Here is a 16,144-nt window from a genome sequence, read left to right on the forward strand (position 1 = left end):
AGTCGCATCACTTACTCATGTGAGTGATGCGGGTGATGAGCCACTGATAAGGTTTATTCTGTGCCAGCAATGCCAATAACATTCGCTATTTTCATGAACGAAAAGAGAGATAAGCAGGAAAGAGCGATAACTTGCCACCAGGGCTGACTAGCGGAGTTGTTTCGGTGGCATAACAGAATCGCGCATAATAATTGTTGGCGGGAAACTGGCACTGGGGAGCTGCGGATTAATCAACAACTGGGTGGCGAATTGCGCCATTCCAACAATCGGGAAATGCAGGCTGGTTAATGCCGGGCTAACAAAAGGAGCGCGTTCGCCACTGTCATAGCAAATCAATGAAATGTCCTGTGGCACCTGCAAATGGTGTTTATTAATAGCCAACAGCGCGCCGATTGCCATTTCTTCGTTACAGCAATAGATAGCGGTTGGTAGGCGAGGCCGCTTTAAGATCTCGTCCGCGCGTTGATAGCCACTTTCCAGATCGTAAACGCCTTCCACACAGGCGGTAGGTTCTAAACCTGCGAGTTGCATGGCATCCAAAAAACCCTGACGGCGTAACACACTGGAATAGCGCTGAGAAGAGCCACTGATACAGGCAATATGACGGTGGCCTGCATCGATAAGTACCTGAGTCGCCATCTGACTCGCACGCCGGTGATCAAAGGTCACACAGCGGGGTTCAAGACCGGGAACCATCCTGTCTAATAACACAAATGACCGGCCTGCCGCTGCAAGTTGTTGCAGTTTCTCGTCACTGAGAAAACGTACATGGAGGATTAAACCGTCGCAGCGTAAGTTATACAGGCGCTGAATTGCTTGCCACTCTTTATCAGCATTATCCCGCCCTTGGGTGACCAATAACTGCTTACCCTGTGATTCTGTTTCGGTTTGTACGAAATCCATCAACGCGCCAAAAAAGCCACCGCGATATGAGGTTGTCACCAACCCCAAGGTATTACTTTGGCTGGAAGCCAGTGCACGTGCGGCAGGGTTTGGGGTGTAACCCAATACCGCGACCGCTTGTTCAACCTTTTCGCGGGTCAGGGTTTTGACATTGGTATCACCGTTGACCACGCGGGAAACCGTAGCGCGGGAAACCCCGGCTAATACCGCGACGTCTTCCAGTGTAACCATTTCATGCTCCTGTTTAGGCTAAAAGTAGCCCTTGGCTATTGAGGCCGCAGGGGGTTAGCGGCGTTCGTACTCACTCCAGACTGCAGCAATCAGCATTCAAATCTGCCGATTGGTCACCCGAATCGCTTGATTGCGCAAGTTCATCGGGGTTTATGCGGGTTATCTGGCTATAACGCCTATAGCGTTGGGTATAAAGTCAGAACCCGCAACAATAGTTAATTTACCATCACAGTTCTGTGAACTGAGGCAAGTAAGGTTTATTTACCTGTAGAACTTCTTCCAATAGTGGCTGAGCAATGCTGGCGTTAGCAATCAGTGGGTTAGTCACTAACGCCAACAAGGCACTACGACGGTCACCATGAACCGCAGCTTCAATGGTCAGGCGCTCGTAGGCTTTTACTTGCTGGGTCAACCCATGCATAGCAACAGGTAATGGGCCGAAGGTGAGTGGGTGTGCACCTTGTGCATCAACAATACAGTTAGTTTCTACTACTGAGCCGTCAGATAAACCGCGAATTGCACCTCGGTTTGTTGTATTGACAACAAGTTGCGTACCTAAATTATTATGAATGGCACGAATAAGTTCCAGTGCAACTTCAGAATAAAATGATCCGCCACGGAAGCTGAGTTGCTCTGGTTTACTGTCCAGATGCGGATCAGCGTACAGCTCGAACAGCTCTTTTTCTACCTGCATAACTTGTTCCGCACGGGTGCCACGCTCGGCTGCTGCGGCCATCTCTTCTGCCAACATATCCTGAGTCTGATAGAAATAGCGATGATACGGACAAGGAATCGCCCCCATTGCCCGCAGGAACTCTGGCGGCCATGGTGCTTCCTTAATGTTGTTCATGGTTAGTGAGGCCCCGTCACACAACATGTCCAGTACCTCGGCGGTAACATCTTTGCCACGTTGTAACACCTCATGCACCCACACCATATGATTTAGCCCGGCAAAGCGCAGTTGGATATCTTCATAAGGTGCGTGGAGCAAGTTGGCAATCATATGGTGCATGCTGATTGGGACATTACACAAGCCGATGATTTTCGCTTTGCTATAACGTGTCACTGCTTCAGTAACGATACCGGCTGGATTGGTGAAGTTAATGATCCAGGCATCCGGTGCTAATCGCTCAACTCTGGCGGCAATATCAAGCATCACCGGAATGGTACGCAGAGCTTTGGCGAACCCACCAACCCCGGTAGTTTCCTGCCCAAGCAGGTTATATTTCAGCCCTAAACGTTCATCCGCGGCGCGTGCCGGGAGTTGGCCGACACGGAACTGTGTCAGGACAAAACTGGCTCCGGCAATCGCATCATCCAGTGAGAAGTGAATGCTGACTTTTACATGCTCTAGCCCATGCCGATCCAGCATTCTTCGGGTTAATGCAGCAATGATTTCCACTTTTTGACGGCCCAATTCGACATCAGCCAGTGCCAGTTCAGTGACCGGTAACTGGTCAATACGCTGAATCAGCCCATCAACCAACTCCGGGGTATAGCTACTACCGCCACCGATAATGGCAATTTTAAAGGTTTTCATCATTTGGCTTCCATATAGATTAATTAGAAATGAGAGCGCTCTCATTTGGAAGCAGACTAGCGATTAACCAAAAACAAAATGAGATGTTTCTCTCAAAAATGGCAGATAAGATAAAGGAAAATAAACAAGACGTGATCCCTATAGCAGAATTCCACTGTTGCCTGGGAGTGCGGGAATGGTTTAATTTGGCTAATTAATCATCATGGTGCGGTTTAACTGCTGAAGAGGCAGCTTTTCAGCCTAAATGCGCATTCTGTTACGTAAAATTCCGTAAATGGGTGGCATTGCGCGGGTCAGCTCTCTAGAATCAAAGCGCTTTTCCGTTGTTCGCATCCTACAGAAAGGAACCGTTAATGTTTAAACGTACTTTAGTGACCTTCATTGCACTTTGTTCCCTTAGCGCCGTGGCCCCCGCAGCTTTTGCTGCCGGTGAGCCTCATGTGTTGTTAACGACGTCAGTGGGGAATATTGAGTTGGAACTCAATAGCCAGAAGGCCCCGGTTTCAACACAAAACTTCGTTGATTATGTTAACAACGGCTACTACAACAACACTATTTTTCACCGTGTTATCCCTGGTTTTATGGTTCAAGGTGGTGGTTTTACTGCTGACTTCAAACAGAAAACTGCTAAAACACCAATCAAGAATGAAGCGGATAACGGCCTGCGCAACCTGCGTGGCACCATCTCTATGGCCCGTACTGCTGATAAAGACAGTGCTACCAGCCAGTTTTTCCTGAATGTGGCAGATAATGCCTTCCTTGACCACGGCCAACGTGACTTCGGTTATGCGGTGTTCGGTAAAGTGGTTAAAGGGATGGATGTGGTAGAGAAGATCTCCCAGGTTCAGACCGAAAATGTCGGCCCGTATCAGAATGTGCCGGTCAAACCTATCACTATCCTGTCAGCGAAAGTTTTACCTTAATCGCTGGTTACCAGCCTTCACGCTAAACCTCGAAGGCTGGTTTACAACCAATCTGTCTTTTGCTTGCTGCCCATCTGCAACGCCACGTTCTTTGGGTAACAGTCGCATTGCTATCATAAATTAATCCGTTTGCCCGAATCGGGTGCTTATAATCAATTATCTGTCTCTAACGTAAACGTGATGGGGTGAAGGTTTATGAGTGAAACATTGCTTATCGCGAAGGTGCCGCCGGCACAGGATTTAGTGATTTTATCGGCTCTGGCTAACCGTCATGGCTTGATTACTGGCGCGACCGGCACTGGTAAAACAGTCACCCTGCAAAAAATGGCTGAGCAATTTTCCCGTATTGGTGTGCCGGTATTTCTCGCCGATGTGAAAGGGGATTTATCTGGCATTGGGGCGGAAGGGGTTGATTCGGAAAAACTTCAAACCCGACTGGCAGCGATAGGTGTTACGGATTGGCAGCCACAAGCTTGCCCGATTGTGCCGTGGGATATCTTCGCTGAAAAGGGTCATCCGATCCGTGCCACTATTTCCGATCTTGGCCCGCTGCTGCTAGGGCGTCTGCTTGATCTGAATGACGTGCAAAGTGGTGTGTTGCAACTGGTATTCAAAATTGCCGATGACAACAACCTGCTGCTGCTTGATATGAAAGACTTGCGGGCTATCGTGCAATATGTTGGTGACAACGCGAAACAGTTCCGTACGCAATACGGCAACATCACGCCGGCCTCAATTGGTGCTATCCAGCGTGGTTTACTGGCTTTGGAAGAGCAAGGTGCCAATCAATTCTTTGGCGAGCCGATGCTGGATATTCACGATTTAATGCAAATCGACAGCCATGGGCAGGGAGTTATCAATCTGTTAGCGGCTGATCGGTTAATTAATCAGCCCAAACTGTATGCGATTTTTCTGTTGTGGTTGCTGGCAGAACTTTTCGAGCAACTTCCTGAAGTGGGTGATGTTGATAAACCTAAGCTGGTGTTTTTCTTTGATGAAGCCCATCTGTTGTTCAGTGATGCGCCAACGGCGCTGGTGGATAAAGTTGAACAGGTGGTCCGGCTGATTCGCTCGAAAGGGGTCGGCATCTATTTTGTGACGCAAAATCCATTAGATATTCCCGATAAAATCCTCGGCCAATTGGGCAACCGGGTACAGCATGCCCTGCGTGCCTTTACCCCAAGGGATCAAAAAGCAGTTAAAGCCGCAGCTCAGACTATGCGCGCGAATCCGGCATTCAGTGCCGAACAGGTGATTACCGAATTGGGGGTTGGCGAGGCACTCATCTCTTTCCTTGATGAGAAAGGGCGGCCTAATGTGGTCGAGCGGGGTATGGTTATCGCGCCACAATCAAAAATGGGCGCATTGGATGCGGCAGCGCGTAATCACGCTATCAATCATTCCCCACTGTATGGCCGTTATGAAGAGGGGGTGGATCGCGAGTCTGCTTATGAGAAATTATCTGCGGGTGGATTCTCTACCATGGGGGATGCAGCGGCCGGAGGGGGGGCGGCTTCTCAGCCGTCAACCGATCAGCAGGGTAGCGCGGGCGGTGGTTTGATGGATGGGCTGAATGATCTACTGTTTGGCTCTACCGGCCCGCGCGGTGGCAAACGTGATGGTATCGTCCAGACGGCAGCCAAGAGCATGGCGCGGGACTTGGGACGACAAATTTTGCGTGGTGTCCTGGGGTCAATTACCGGTGGGCGTAAGCGTTAACCTGATTTTTTGGATATGAAATGCTGCTATTGATCGATAATTACGATTCGTTTACTTACAACCTCTACCAGTATTTTTGTGAATTGGGGGCTGAGGTGGTGGTTAAACGTAATGATGAGGTACAACTCGCTGATATTGAAAAGTTATCACCCTCACATTTGGTGATTTCGCCTGGTCCTTGCACGCCCAATGAGGCCGGAATTTCTTTAGCTGCCATCAGCCATTTTGCCGGAAAATTACCGATACTGGGGGTTTGCCTGGGGCATCAGGCACTAGGGCAGGCTTTTGGCGCACGCGTAGTGCGAGCGCGGCAAGTGATGCACGGTAAAACCACGGCTATTTGCCATAATGGTCAGGGGGTTTTTCGGGGGCTTAACCAACCGCTGACCGTGACCCGTTATCACTCTTTGGTGATTGCGAGCGACTCATTGCCAGACTGTTTTGAACTGACCGCCTGGACCGAACATGAGGGAGTGATGGATGAGATTATGGGTATCCGTCATCGCACCTTGCCATTGGAGGGAGTGCAGTTCCATCCTGAGAGTATCCTCAGCGAGCAAGGTCATCAATTATTAGATAATTTCCTTAAAAATTAGCTGGTTGAGTTGTATTTATTATTTAATTGTTTTTTTTGTTTGCCTGATTGTGATTTTTTATGCATATTTTGTGATTATATTTTCACATACCAATAATTGGTAACTCAATGGATTATACCCAAAGTAATTGGAGTTGCAGGTAGGCAGCCCGCAAACGAATCCCGATGAGCTTACACAGTCAAGTGATTCGGGGGACAAATCTGTCGGGAACAGATTTGAACGCTGCGTGCAGCTAACAACCCTGTAGCTTCAAGTGCGAAGGGGATATCAGGGTGGACAGTATAATGGCGGATAAGTTAGCAGTAACTCGCAGTACATTCGATCAGGTTATTTTGCCTGTTTATGCACCAGCACAGTTCATTCCGGTAAAAGGGAAGGGCAGCCGAGTGTGGGATCAACAAGGCAAGGAATATATTGATTTTGCTGGTGGGATCGCGGTTACTGCTCTGGGGCATTGCCACCCGGCGCTGGTAGCGGCATTGCATCAGCAAGGTGAGACGTTATGGCATACCAGTAACGTTTTCACTAATGAGCCTGCGCTGCGTTTGGCGCAAAAACTGATTGATGCCACCTTTGCGGATCGCGTGTTTTTTGCCAACTCGGGTGGCGAGGCAAATGAAGCGGCCTTTAAGCTGGCCCGTCATTATGCCATTGAGCGTCATAGCCCCTATAAGACTAAAATCATTGCTTTCCATAATGCTTTCCATGGCCGCACCTTGTTTACTGTATCGGTGGGGGGGCAGCCCAAGTATTCCGATGGTTTTGGCCCGAAACCTGCCGATATCATCCATGTGCCGTTTAATGATCTGGCTGCGGTGAAAGCCGTTATGGATGATCATACTTGTGCGGTGGTGCTCGAACCCATTCAGGGAGAAGGGGGGTTAACCTCTGCGACGCCTGAATTTCTACAAGGGGTGCGGGCTTTATGTGATCAGCATGATGCGCTGCTGGTATTTGACGAAGTACAAAGCGGTATGGGGCGTAGCGGCAAGCTGTTTACCTATATGCATTATGGTGTGACGCCAGATATTCTGACCACGGCGAAAGCCTTAGGTGGTGGTTTCCCTATCAGTGCGATGCTAACCACGGAAGAAATTGCGTCGGTAATGGCGGTGGGAACTCACGGCACCACCTATGGGGGCAATCCTCTGGCCTGTGCCGTCGCTGAGGCTGCTCTGGATGTGATTAATACCCCTGAGGTACTTAATGGTATTGAACAGCGCCACAGCCTGTTTGTGCAGGCTCTGCAAGAGATCAATAACAAGTATCACCTGTTTGACGATATCCGTGGCATGGGGTTATTGATTGGTGCCGAGTTAACGCCGCAATACCATGGCCGTGCGCGCGAGTTGCTGATGGCTGCGGCGGCTAATGGCTTGATGGTCCTCAATGCCGGGCCAAATGTGTTGCGGTTAGCCCCTTCATTAGTGGTGGAGCTGGATGATATCAAACAAGGAATGGCGCGGTTAGAGCAAGCCATCGCCAGTCTGGTCCAGGGTTAACTCAATTATGGAGAGGTATTTTGCCTCTCCATTGCTATACATGCTCCCGCAATCTCCGACTGCGCCAAATACCGTGATGGGGCTGTTGTTGCCAAGCCATGGCAGACACCGTATGCATCACGCTTAAGTGTGACAAAACCCGGCGTAAATTACGTTCCAGTTCAGAAATTTGTGTATCCGGTGTGACATCCGGCATCTGCACGAAATCGTTATTCCCCTCGCTGTTGTCTGACTCCAGCCGTTGCTGGCATTGCTGAATGGCTATCTCACAGAGTTGTAAATAATCCGCCGCCAGTTCGACGCTGAGCTGAATGTGATGTTTACCTGGTACTGAACTCCCCAAGGGATAAGCCCGCGTCAGGATAGTCATCTCATTGATATGCCCAACAATCAACTCACTGTGAGTGGCCCATAATCGCATATCTGCCAAATATTTTGAGTTGAACCCCGGCTCTTGCATCGCCTGATTTAAGGAACTTAACACGGTGTTACTGGCCTTATTTACTGCAATGCGTTCATAGGCCAGTTGGTTGATATCAGGCTCAGGCGTCAGCAGCAAGCGCAAAATCTTCTGATACGCCTCTAGCGCCTGATGGGCATTCTTACGCAGTAAACCGCTCTGCCACTGAGGCCACAGCCATAAGGCACTGGCAAAGGCCAATGCGCAGCCAATTAAGGTATCCAGCAATCGCGGAACCAAGAAGTCAGCGCCTTCTCCGGTCAATAATTGCAAGATATAGACTGCGGTTATGGTTCTGCCAACAACAGATAGCCCGTAGTTTTTACGTTGAACCAGATAAGCGGCAAGGGTAATGAGCAGCATAATGCCAAGGGTGGCACCCTCTGGCATTGGCAGATGCAATAGACCAGCGGCCAATATCAGCCCTATCAAGGTGCCGAGTGCACGGTGATGGATTCGTACCTTGGTGGCGTTATAACCGTTCTGCGTTACCAGCATCACAGTAAGCAAAATCCAATAAGGTTTGGGTAGATGAATTAAGTTACCGATATAGCTACCTGCTGCCAGTGTTACGCCCAGACGAGCGGCTTCCCGCAGTGCACCTGATTTGAACGACAGATAGCTGATCAACGCCGGCCAGAAAGGTTGTGGTTGTTGGCTGGACATCAGGTCACGGTCATACAGTGGTCGCCGGTCACTCAATAGCTGGGTCACGTGGCTGATATGGTAGTAGTAGAATTGTGCGACCGGGTTGTCTGGGTGTGCCTGTGCGATGCTTGCCAGTTCTGTCAGACCATCATCGGCAGTGAAATGCTCATCAGCATGGTGGTGATAGAGAATGTCGTTGGCGATGCTGCGCATTTGAGCTGAGATTTTCTGGCAATTACGGCGCATCACGCTCTCAATCTGTGTCTGCTCCATTAACTCTTGTGCTTTTTCCGGCTGAATCAAGGCCGCAGTAATGTGCTCTTGCAAATCGAGAGCCATTTGGAACAATCCCAACAACCGTTTCTGCTCTTTCTTCGTGGTGTTATGAATCAGATTAAATTGCTGATAAAGCTGATTAATCTTGTCCATAATCGCCTGTTGTCTGTCCAGCAGCGGCGGTATCGATTTTTCCGGCTCAAGGTGCTGAGCAAACAGGCTGTATTTGGTGTCACAATAATCGGCTAGTAAGCGATAAAGCTGACTCAAAGGTTCGCGAATCGGTTGATCCTTGCAGAGTCGGAACCATAACCCGTTAAACACCCCATACCACAGTGTCCCTACGGCACACAGCAACGGGGCTTGCCAGATCGGCGCGCGGCCCACCATGCTGAGGCTGAAAATAGCAGCAATCAGTGCCGCGGGTAACAAATGGCCATTCAACTGGCTAATCGCCCCACTCACCCCCAGAACTAATGCCAGGCTGAGCATGACGGCAGGCAACGGAATATCCCATAGCAGCAGTTGCTGGGTTAGGAAGCTACTCACAGTAAACAGCGCGCCGCCGACCAGCAGACGCCGGAAAAAATGTTGGTGTGGTGTATCCAGTGAGGCAATGTTGCAACAGGCGGGTATCAGAGAAAACATCAAGCCCAGCCGAAGTTCGCCGAGAGCGAACCCTAATGCTGCGGGCAGACAGAGAACCAATGTTTGGCGTAGTGCGTAATTAACTTCAGGATGATAAATAAGCCGTTGCCATTTCATAAAGGCCCCAGAAATTTATAGATCACAAAAGATTAAAAAACTGATGCCGACAGTATCGGCACCAGTTTAGGGGGAATTAACGGGTGCCGTAGACGACAATCGTTTTACCGTGTGCGGAGATCAGGTTTTGATCTTCCAGCATTTTTAGTATCCGCCCCACGGTTTCGCGGGAGCAGCCAACTATCTGACCAATTTCCTGGCGGGTAATTTTAATCTGCATCCCATCTGGGTGGGTCATGGCATCAGGTTGTTTTGCCAGATTAAGCAGCGTTTGTGCAATACGCCCAGTCACATCAAGGAAAGCAAGGTTGCCCACTTTCTCAGATGTAATCTGTAAGCGACTCGCCATCTGTGAAGATAGGCGCATTAAAATATCTGGATTGACCTGAATCAGCTGACGGAATTTTTTGTAAGAAATTTCAGCCACTTCACAGGCGGTTTTTGCTCTAACCCAGGCGCTACGTTCTTGGCCTTCTTCAAATAATCCAAGTTCGCCGATGAAATCTCCCTGATTTAGATAGGAGAGAATCATCTCTTTACCTTCCTCATCTTTAATAAGCACCGCAACGGAGCCTTTCACGATGTAGTAAAGTGTTTCGGCCTTTTCACCTTGGTGAATCAGCGTACTCTTCGATGGATATTTGTGGATATGGCAATGAGACAGGAACCATTCGAGAGTCGGGTCTGTTTGTGGCTTGCCGAGAACCATTCGCTGTTATCCTCTGTTGTTATCGCTGCCTAACATAACAGGGCTCAGAGTTCCCTGTACGGCGTGCTTATAAAATACACTTTCTCGTAGCATATTAATTTGCTCAACTGCCGAAAGGTATAGCCAAGATACGTACCGGGTAGAAACCCTCCACTGAGTATTGAGAAGCTACCCTATTTAATTCTAGAAACAACACTTTCGGTTCTGTTTGTAGCACAGGATGAAGCCAGTGTCTTGTGTTGTATCGCTTCAGCATGATGAACATCGGGTTACATTGCCAGTTTGTAAATGAAAGGGTAGTCTGGATCAGAAAATTTAACCGGGAGCAAGAGTTATGCAGGCACGTGTAAAGTGGGTTGAGGGGCTGACATTTTTGGGTGAATCGGCATCAGGTCATCAGGTGTTGATGGACGGTAATGCTGGAGACAAAGCACCGAGTCCGATGGAAATGTTGTTAATGTCAGCAGGCGGCTGTAGCGCGATTGATGTGGTCTCTATTTTACAAAAAGGCCGCAATGATGTGCGTGATTGCGAAGTGACATTAACCTCGCAGCGTCGCGAAGAGGCACCGCGTCTGTTTACGCAAATCAACCTGCATTTTATTGTCAGCGGCAAAGGTCTGACCGACAAAATTGTGGAACGAGCCGTTGAGTTGTCAGCAGAAAAATATTGCTCCGTCTCACTGATGTTGGGTAAAGCGGCGACTATTACCCACAGTTTTGAGATCCGTGACATCGCCTAAGCAAACCCTTCGTACTTGAAGCTGCAGGGTTGTTAGCTGCGTTCGCTCACCCGAATCAGTTACTTATGTAAGCTCATCGGGATGAGTTCGCTTGCCGCCTACCTGCAGCTCCAATTACTTTGGGTTGGGATTGAGCCAAATTATTTTTCTCTCTCCAGCAATTGCTATACTGCAACGCCAAGAACGAAGGCGATTAACTGATTTTCTTCCCTTCCAACAACTGCTGCACTAGCGGCGCCATAATCAGCTCCATTGCCAGCCCCATTTTTCCGCCGGGTACCACCAATGTATTGATATTCGAGATAAATGATCCTTGCAACATCGCCAGTAAGTAAGGGAAATCAATTTGATCCAAACCCCGGAAATGAATAACCACAAAGCTTTCATCCAGTGACGGAATCGCTTTGGCAGCAAACGGATTTGATGTGTCAACGGTTGGAACGCGCTGGAAGTTGATATGAGTGCGTGAGAACTGCGGTGTAATGTAGTTGATATAATCATCCATGGAGCGCACTACGGAATCCATCACCGCTTCACGCGAATGGCCGCGTTCGCCGGTATCGCGTACTAATTTCTGAATCCACTCCAGATTGACGATAGGTACCACGCCCACCAACAGATCGACGTGTTTCGCCACATCATGATGTTCAGTCACCACGCCGCCATGCAGCCCTTCATAAAACAGCACGTCGGTGGGTTGTGGCAATGCTTCCCACGGGGTAAACGTGCCGGGAATTTGGTTGTATGGCACCGCTTCATCATAGGTATGTAAATACTTACGTGAACGGCCAGTGCCGTGTTCACCGTATTCCGACACACTTTGCTCCAACTGGCCAAAGTCATTGGCTTCGGGGCCAAAATAGCTGATATGTCGGCCTTGATCTCGTGCTTTACGGATGGCTGCATCCATCTCAGGGCGGGTATAGCGATGGAAACTGTCACCTTCAATTTGCGCTGCGCGAATATTCAATTGCTGAAAGATCTTACGGAATGCCAGGCTGGTGGTGGTTGTCCCTGCGCCACTTGAGCCGGTAACGGCTATAACCGGATGTTTAGTCGACATATTAGCTGTAACTCCATGGGGGTTAGATCTTCAGTGACCGGGCTGCAATCGCCTGTTTTTTATCGTTGATGATTATTTTTAGGGCAAAGTGGCGGGCTTGTCACCCTGTTTCAGTCAATGTCTTCGTAACAGCGGAAGGACTATTGCTGCTCTTCTGCTCCGGCGCGAAATGCGCTGCGCGGCATAATATTGATGGTTTCATGTAATTCGGACCACACCAATATGGCTTCACCGCTGATCAACTGGCGGCGTACATCCTCGACTTTTTGCGCTAATGAGCGCTCATGCTCGCCGTAATCGGTACCTTCACGTAACACAAAGGCTTCAAGTAAGTTATCCAGTGTTTCACCGTCAACTTGCTGCCAGGGAACTATCATTGCTGTTGCTCCAGATAAGGGGAAAGCCAGGCCGGAATACGTTGTTCCAGCCACATTTGTGGGTGTTTCAATGAGCCACCGACAAAACCAACGTGACCGCCATGTTCGGTTAACTGATAGTCAATATTGGCCGGTAACTCGCTGAGATCCGGGATAACTTCAGCCGTCATAAACGGATCATCTTTGGCATGAATGATCAGCAACGGAGTCGTAATCTGCGGCAATAGCGGCAGGGCGCTGCAACGGCGATAATAATCAACTGCATCATTAAAACCATGAATTTTAGCAGTAATGACATCATCAAAATCTCTGATTCGCCGCAACCCTTTCAATTGAGCCAGATCCAAAGGCAGACTTCCGGGGTAATGCAAAAGCTTACGCGTGGCATTTAACTTTAGTTGGCCCAGTAAATAATGCTGATAGACCCGGGAGAAACCTTGCTCCATACGATTAGCACAGGGTTCAAGCATCAGTGGTGCTGACACCACCACTGCGGCCTGCAACAGGCTATCTTGGCCTTGCTCTGCCAAATACATCGCCAGCATATTGCCACCCAAAGAGACCCCGACGGCGGCGGTTAGCACCTGGCCATAGCGCTCTCGCAGCCAGCGGAGAAAGAAGCGAGCATCTTCTGTTTCACCGGAGTGATAAATGCGTGACTTACGATTTGGCTCTCCACTGCATCCACGAAAATGCATCACCACACCGAGCCAGCCTTTGGCTTGCCATGCACTTAATAACCCATGGGCATAAGGGCTGTAAAAATTACCTTCCAAACCGTGGAAGAGTACGACTCTGGGTTTATCTCTTGCCAGCTCGGGATTTTCACTCCAGGCCAGATCGACAAAATCGCCATCAGGCAGTTCCAGCCGTTGCCAGAACGGTTGCAATTGCACATGCCGTCTGACCAGTCGTGGCAACAGTGTTTGTAGATGTGGATTACTGGCTCCGGCCAGTGGGCGAAATAATTCATGCATATAGTGAATGGAAATCATGTTGTTGCTCTTGTGTGATCAATAACACACTGTTAGCTTCATGGGTATATCGCGCATCATTTTGGGTGAGAGGCACCCGTCTCATGGAACTGAGTTTATTTCTTTCAATGGTAGGCTTTCTTTGGGTTGCAGCTATTACCCCCGGTCCAAACAATATGTTGTTAACCTCTGCGGGGGCTAACTTCGGCTTTATGCGTTCTATCTGGCTGATGTTAGGTATTATGTTAGGCATGCAGAGCATGTTGCTGTTGGTGGCTTTTGGTGTCGGCGGCCTGATTCTTATCTACCCCTCCCTCCATCTGGTTCTGAAAATTTTGGGTAGCCTATATCTGCTATGGCTGGCATGGAAAATTGCCACTTCTGCCTATGAGAAATTGGAAACCAATGTCGCACCGCCAAAACCGTTGCGCTTGTATCAGGGCTGGTTATTGCAGTTCCTTAATCCCAAAGCCTGGTTGATGGGACTCGGGTCAGTCGCCAGCTTCAGTATGACCGGGGCCGCCTATAATCATTCTATCGTAATGATAAGCCTTGGTATGTTTATGGTGAACCTGGTGGCCGGCATCATTTGGCTGGGTTTTGGTACTTTGATTGGGCGCTTGTTACGCAGCCGCCGCGCCTGGTTTAGCTTTAATATCTCGATGGGCTTGCTGACGGCAGCCTGTGTGTTATTGATTTGGCATTAATCAGTGGAGCTAATTGATGGCCTATAACTATTTTCATGTTGATGCATTTGTTGGCGCAGGGTTATCCGGCAACCCGGCAGGGGTGTATCTGCTGAAGAAACCGTTGTCGGCCGCAGAGATGCAAAGTATCGCGGCCGAGATTAATTTACCGGAAACCAGTTTTGTCTGGGATGAAGGGGATAAATCGGCGATCCGCTGGTTTACCCCGGAACGTGAAGTCGACTTATGTGGACACGGCACATTGGCGGCGGCGCATGTGATGTTCAGCATCGTTAATCCTGGCTTGCATGATATCTGTTTTCGCAGTGCCAGCGGTGACCTGTACGTCAAGCGCGATGGCGATAACTTCGGCCGACTGTCGCTGGATTTCCCTTCATTACCGCCCGACCAAATCGCTATCGCGACAGAGTTGAGTGCATTGCTTGGCAGCAACATTCAGCAGGTATGGCAGGCAAAATCTCTGTTGGTGGTGCTGGAAAACGAGCAGCAGGTACGGCAGTTACAACCCGATATTGTTGCGCTGATTGCCTATACCGGTTGTGGGGTGATTGTGACCGCGCCGGGTGATGAAGTGGATTTTGTTTCGCGTTACTTTACCCTTGGCTGCAATGAAGATCCGGTTACCGGCTCAGCCCATTGTACCTTAATGCCCTATTGGGTCGCGCGACTGGGAAGGTCATCACTGCACGCCCGGCAGATATCAGCACGCGGTGGCGAATTATTCTGCACCTTAGCCGGTGATCGTACTTTAATTGCCGGTGATGCTCGCATTTTTATGAAAGGCCAAATAGATCTTTAAGTTAACTGCATAGACAATTCCTTCAGATTTTTCTTATCACCAAAAGGAATAAAGAATATTCTTTTATTCCTTTTGTCGTATTACTCCTTCGGGTAACACTGTCATCTCAGAGCGCCCGGTGCGCTCAGGGTCGCAGCAATAGCGAATGACACAGTTAACCCAGCGGAGTGAACCATGGCGATAACCTTATCTTCTGCAAGTCTTACCGCCGCAATACGCGGCTTTTTACGGCCAGGTGGTGCACTGTTAGCTCTGTCGATGGTTGCTGCCAGTGCACATGCTGTCGATGTGACGGTGGCTTATCAAACTTCCGCAGAACCGGCAAAAGTCGCGCAAGCGGATAACAGCTTTGCCAAGTTGTCCGGTGCCAATGTGGATTGGCGCAAGTTTGACAGCGGCTCTAGCGTTGTGCGGGCATTGGCCTCGGGTGATGTGCAAATTGGTAATATCGGCTCCAGCCCATTAGCCGTTGCTGCCAGCCAGAAGGTGCCAATTGAGGTCTTCCTACTGGCGTCACAACTGGGGAGTTCAGAGGCGCTGGTGGTGAAGAAAGACATTAAAACCCCACAAGATTTAATTGGTAAACGTATTGCCGTGCCGTTTATCTCCACGACACATTACAGTCTGCTGGCAGCCCTGAAACATTGGGGAATTAAGCCGGATCAGGTCACTATCCTCAACTTGCAGCCACCTGCTATCGCCGCCGCTTGGCAGCGGGGTGACATTGATGGCGCTTATGTTTGGGCTCCTGCCGTTAACGAATTAGCCAAAACCGGCACCGTCCTGACTGATTCTGCCCAAGTAGGTCAATGGGGCGCGCCAACCCTGGATGTCTGGGTGGTGCGCAAAGATTTCGCCAAAGCCCATCCTGAGGTGGTCACCGCCTTCGCCCGCAGTGCATTGGCCGCCCAAGGTGCTTATCTGGCCCAACCAGAACAATGGCTGAAAAATCAGCAGTATCTGGGGCAGCTTTCGCGCTTAAGTGGTGTCCCTACCGATCAAGTGCCGGAGCTGGTGAAGGGCAATACTTATTTGCCTGTCGCTGAGCAGATAACGCAACTGGGTCAACCAGTGGATCAGGCCATCCGCGATACTGCCGCGTTCCTGAAAGAGCAAGGCAAAATCCCGCAAATTGCCAGCGATTATAGTGATTTCGTCACTGACCGCTTTGTGAAAGCAGTGCAGGCCACACCGCAGTCCTAGGAGCCAT

General features: G+C 49.6%; 15 protein-coding genes. 8 read left to right on the forward strand and 7 right to left on the reverse strand.

What is annotated here, in order from left to right; all coding sequences use genetic code 11:
* Positions 1 to 147: 147 nt before the first annotated feature.
* A complete protein-coding gene (locus V1956_RS03550) occupies positions 148 to 1,134 on the reverse strand; it encodes a LacI family DNA-binding transcriptional regulator (protein ID WP_372560333.1) in 987 nt (328 codons plus the stop codon).
* 226 nt (positions 1,135 to 1,360) lie between these two features.
* On the reverse strand, positions 1,361 to 2,674 hold the full coding sequence (locus tag V1956_RS03555) for a 6-phospho-beta-glucosidase (protein WP_083163947.1): 1,314 nt from the start codon (positions 2,672 to 2,674) through the stop codon (positions 1,361 to 1,363).
* A 353-nt stretch (positions 2,675 to 3,027) separates the two neighbouring features.
* On the opposite strand from V1956_RS03555, the gene ppiA reads away from it, so the two are divergent.
* The 4 genes from ppiA (at position 3,028) to argD (ending at position 7,414) form a co-directional block, all read left to right on the forward strand.
* Positions 3,028 to 3,597: a peptidylprolyl isomerase A gene (gene ppiA / locus V1956_RS03560; protein ID WP_083161196.1), complete on the forward strand. Its 570-nt coding sequence runs from the start codon at positions 3,028 to 3,030 to the stop codon at positions 3,595 to 3,597.
* Between the two features lie 195 nt (positions 3,598 to 3,792).
* Entirely contained in the window at positions 3,793 to 5,316 is a 1,524-nt protein-coding gene (locus V1956_RS03565) for a helicase HerA-like domain-containing protein (protein ID WP_420074194.1), read from the forward strand.
* Positions 5,317 to 5,336: 20 nt separating this feature from the next.
* Positions 5,337 to 5,912, forward strand: a complete 576-nt coding sequence (locus V1956_RS03570; protein ID WP_442824814.1) for an aminodeoxychorismate synthase component II — start codon at positions 5,337 to 5,339, stop codon at positions 5,910 to 5,912.
* A 284-nt stretch (positions 5,913 to 6,196) separates the two neighbouring features.
* Entirely contained in the window at positions 6,197 to 7,414 is a 1,218-nt protein-coding gene (gene argD / locus V1956_RS03575; protein WP_372560336.1) for a bifunctional acetylornithine/succinyldiaminopimelate transaminase, read from the forward strand.
* Positions 7,415 to 7,448: 34 nt separating this feature from the next.
* Here the strand turns inward: argD and V1956_RS03580 are convergent, their stop codons facing one another.
* Positions 7,449 to 9,563 carry a YccS/YhfK family putative transporter gene (locus tag V1956_RS03580; RefSeq protein WP_372560337.1) on the reverse strand — a complete coding sequence of 705 codons (2,115 nt, stop codon included), beginning with the start codon at positions 9,561 to 9,563 and terminating at the stop codon, positions 7,449 to 7,451.
* Positions 9,564 to 9,639: 76 nt separating this feature from the next.
* Positions 9,640 to 10,272, reverse strand: a complete 633-nt coding sequence (crp, locus tag V1956_RS03585) for a cAMP-activated global transcriptional regulator CRP (protein WP_005186183.1) — start codon at positions 10,270 to 10,272, stop codon at positions 9,640 to 9,642.
* A gap of 334 nt (positions 10,273 to 10,606) precedes the next feature.
* On the opposite strand from crp, the gene V1956_RS03590 reads away from it, so the two are divergent.
* Positions 10,607 to 11,014, forward strand: a complete 408-nt coding sequence (locus tag V1956_RS03590) for an OsmC family protein (RefSeq protein WP_004391459.1) — start codon at positions 10,607 to 10,609, stop codon at positions 11,012 to 11,014.
* 193 nt (positions 11,015 to 11,207) lie between these two features.
* Here V1956_RS03590 and V1956_RS03595 read toward each other — a convergent pair whose 3' ends face one another.
* The 3 genes from V1956_RS03595 to V1956_RS03605 form a co-directional block, all read right to left on the reverse strand.
* Complete coding sequence (locus tag V1956_RS03595) at positions 11,208 to 12,077, reverse strand: phosphoribulokinase (protein ID WP_372560338.1); 870 nt, start codon at positions 12,075 to 12,077, stop codon at positions 11,208 to 11,210.
* Between the two features lie 140 nt (positions 12,078 to 12,217).
* Entirely contained in the window at positions 12,218 to 12,454 is a 237-nt protein-coding gene (locus V1956_RS03600; protein WP_032906589.1) for a YheU family protein, read from the reverse strand.
* On the reverse strand, positions 12,451 to 13,431 hold the full coding sequence (locus V1956_RS03605) for a hydrolase (RefSeq protein WP_442825778.1): 981 nt from the start codon (positions 13,429 to 13,431) through the stop codon (positions 12,451 to 12,453). Before V1956_RS03605 ends, V1956_RS03600 begins: the two co-directional genes overlap by 4 nt.
* Positions 13,432 to 13,532: 101 nt before the next feature.
* On the opposite strand from V1956_RS03605, the gene V1956_RS03610 reads away from it, so the two are divergent.
* The 3 genes from V1956_RS03610 to tauA all read left to right on the forward strand — a co-directional run bounded on the left by V1956_RS03610 (position 13,533) and on the right by tauA (position 16,137).
* Positions 13,533 to 14,135, forward strand: a complete 603-nt coding sequence (locus V1956_RS03610; RefSeq protein WP_032906591.1) for a LysE family translocator — start codon at positions 13,533 to 13,535, stop codon at positions 14,133 to 14,135.
* A 16-nt stretch (positions 14,136 to 14,151) separates the two neighbouring features.
* Positions 14,152 to 14,934, forward strand: coding sequence for a PhzF family phenazine biosynthesis protein (locus V1956_RS03615; RefSeq protein WP_442824815.1), 783 nt, complete (start codon positions 14,152 to 14,154; stop codon positions 14,932 to 14,934).
* 174 nt (positions 14,935 to 15,108) lie between these two features.
* Positions 15,109 to 16,137, forward strand: a complete 1,029-nt coding sequence (tauA, locus tag V1956_RS03620) for a taurine ABC transporter substrate-binding protein (RefSeq protein WP_442824816.1) — start codon at positions 15,109 to 15,111, stop codon at positions 16,135 to 16,137.
* Positions 16,138 to 16,144: the final 7 nt, after the last annotated feature.

Source organism: Yersinia sp. 2540 StPb PI (assembly GCF_052217165.1).
Lineage (GTDB): Bacteria > Pseudomonadota > Gammaproteobacteria > Enterobacterales > Enterobacteriaceae > Yersinia > Yersinia enterocolitica_E.

Bases quoted from the DNA above. Each gene is read 5' to 3' on its own strand.
- crp (WP_005186183.1), bottom strand. From the start codon at position 10,272: ATGGTTCTCGGCAAGCCACAAACAGACCCGACTCTCGAATGGTTCCTG.
- V1956_RS03570 (WP_442824814.1), top strand. From the start codon at position 5,337: ATGCTGCTATTGATCGATAATTACGATTCGTTTACTTACAACCTCTAC.
- argD (WP_372560336.1), top strand. From the start codon at position 6,197: ATGGCGGATAAGTTAGCAGTAACTCGCAGTACATTCGATCAGGTTATT.
- V1956_RS03555 (WP_083163947.1), bottom strand. From the start codon at position 2,674: ATGAAAACCTTTAAAATTGCCATTATCGGTGGCGGTAGTAGCTATACC.
- ppiA (WP_083161196.1), top strand. From the start codon at position 3,028: ATGTTTAAACGTACTTTAGTGACCTTCATTGCACTTTGTTCCCTTAGC.
- tauA (WP_442824816.1), top strand. From the start codon at position 15,109: ATGGCGATAACCTTATCTTCTGCAAGTCTTACCGCCGCAATACGCGGC.
- V1956_RS03550 (WP_372560333.1), bottom strand. From the start codon at position 1,134: ATGGTTACACTGGAAGACGTCGCGGTATTAGCCGGGGTTTCCCGCGCT.
- V1956_RS03590 (WP_004391459.1), top strand. From the start codon at position 10,607: ATGCAGGCACGTGTAAAGTGGGTTGAGGGGCTGACATTTTTGGGTGAA.
- V1956_RS03595 (WP_372560338.1), bottom strand. From the start codon at position 12,077: ATGTCGACTAAACATCCGGTTATAGCCGTTACCGGCTCAAGTGGCGCA.
- V1956_RS03580 (WP_372560337.1), bottom strand. From the start codon at position 9,563: ATGAAATGGCAACGGCTTATTTATCATCCTGAAGTTAATTACGCACTA.
- V1956_RS03605 (WP_442825778.1), bottom strand. From the start codon at position 13,431: ATGCATGAATTATTTCGCCCACTGGCCGGAGCCAGTAATCCACATCTA.
- V1956_RS03610 (WP_032906591.1), top strand. From the start codon at position 13,533: ATGGAACTGAGTTTATTTCTTTCAATGGTAGGCTTTCTTTGGGTTGCA.
- V1956_RS03615 (WP_442824815.1), top strand. From the start codon at position 14,152: ATGGCCTATAACTATTTTCATGTTGATGCATTTGTTGGCGCAGGGTTA.
- V1956_RS03600 (WP_032906589.1), bottom strand. From the start codon at position 12,454: ATGATAGTTCCCTGGCAGCAAGTTGACGGTGAAACACTGGATAACTTA.
- V1956_RS03565 (WP_420074194.1), top strand. From the start codon at position 3,793: ATGAGTGAAACATTGCTTATCGCGAAGGTGCCGCCGGCACAGGATTTA.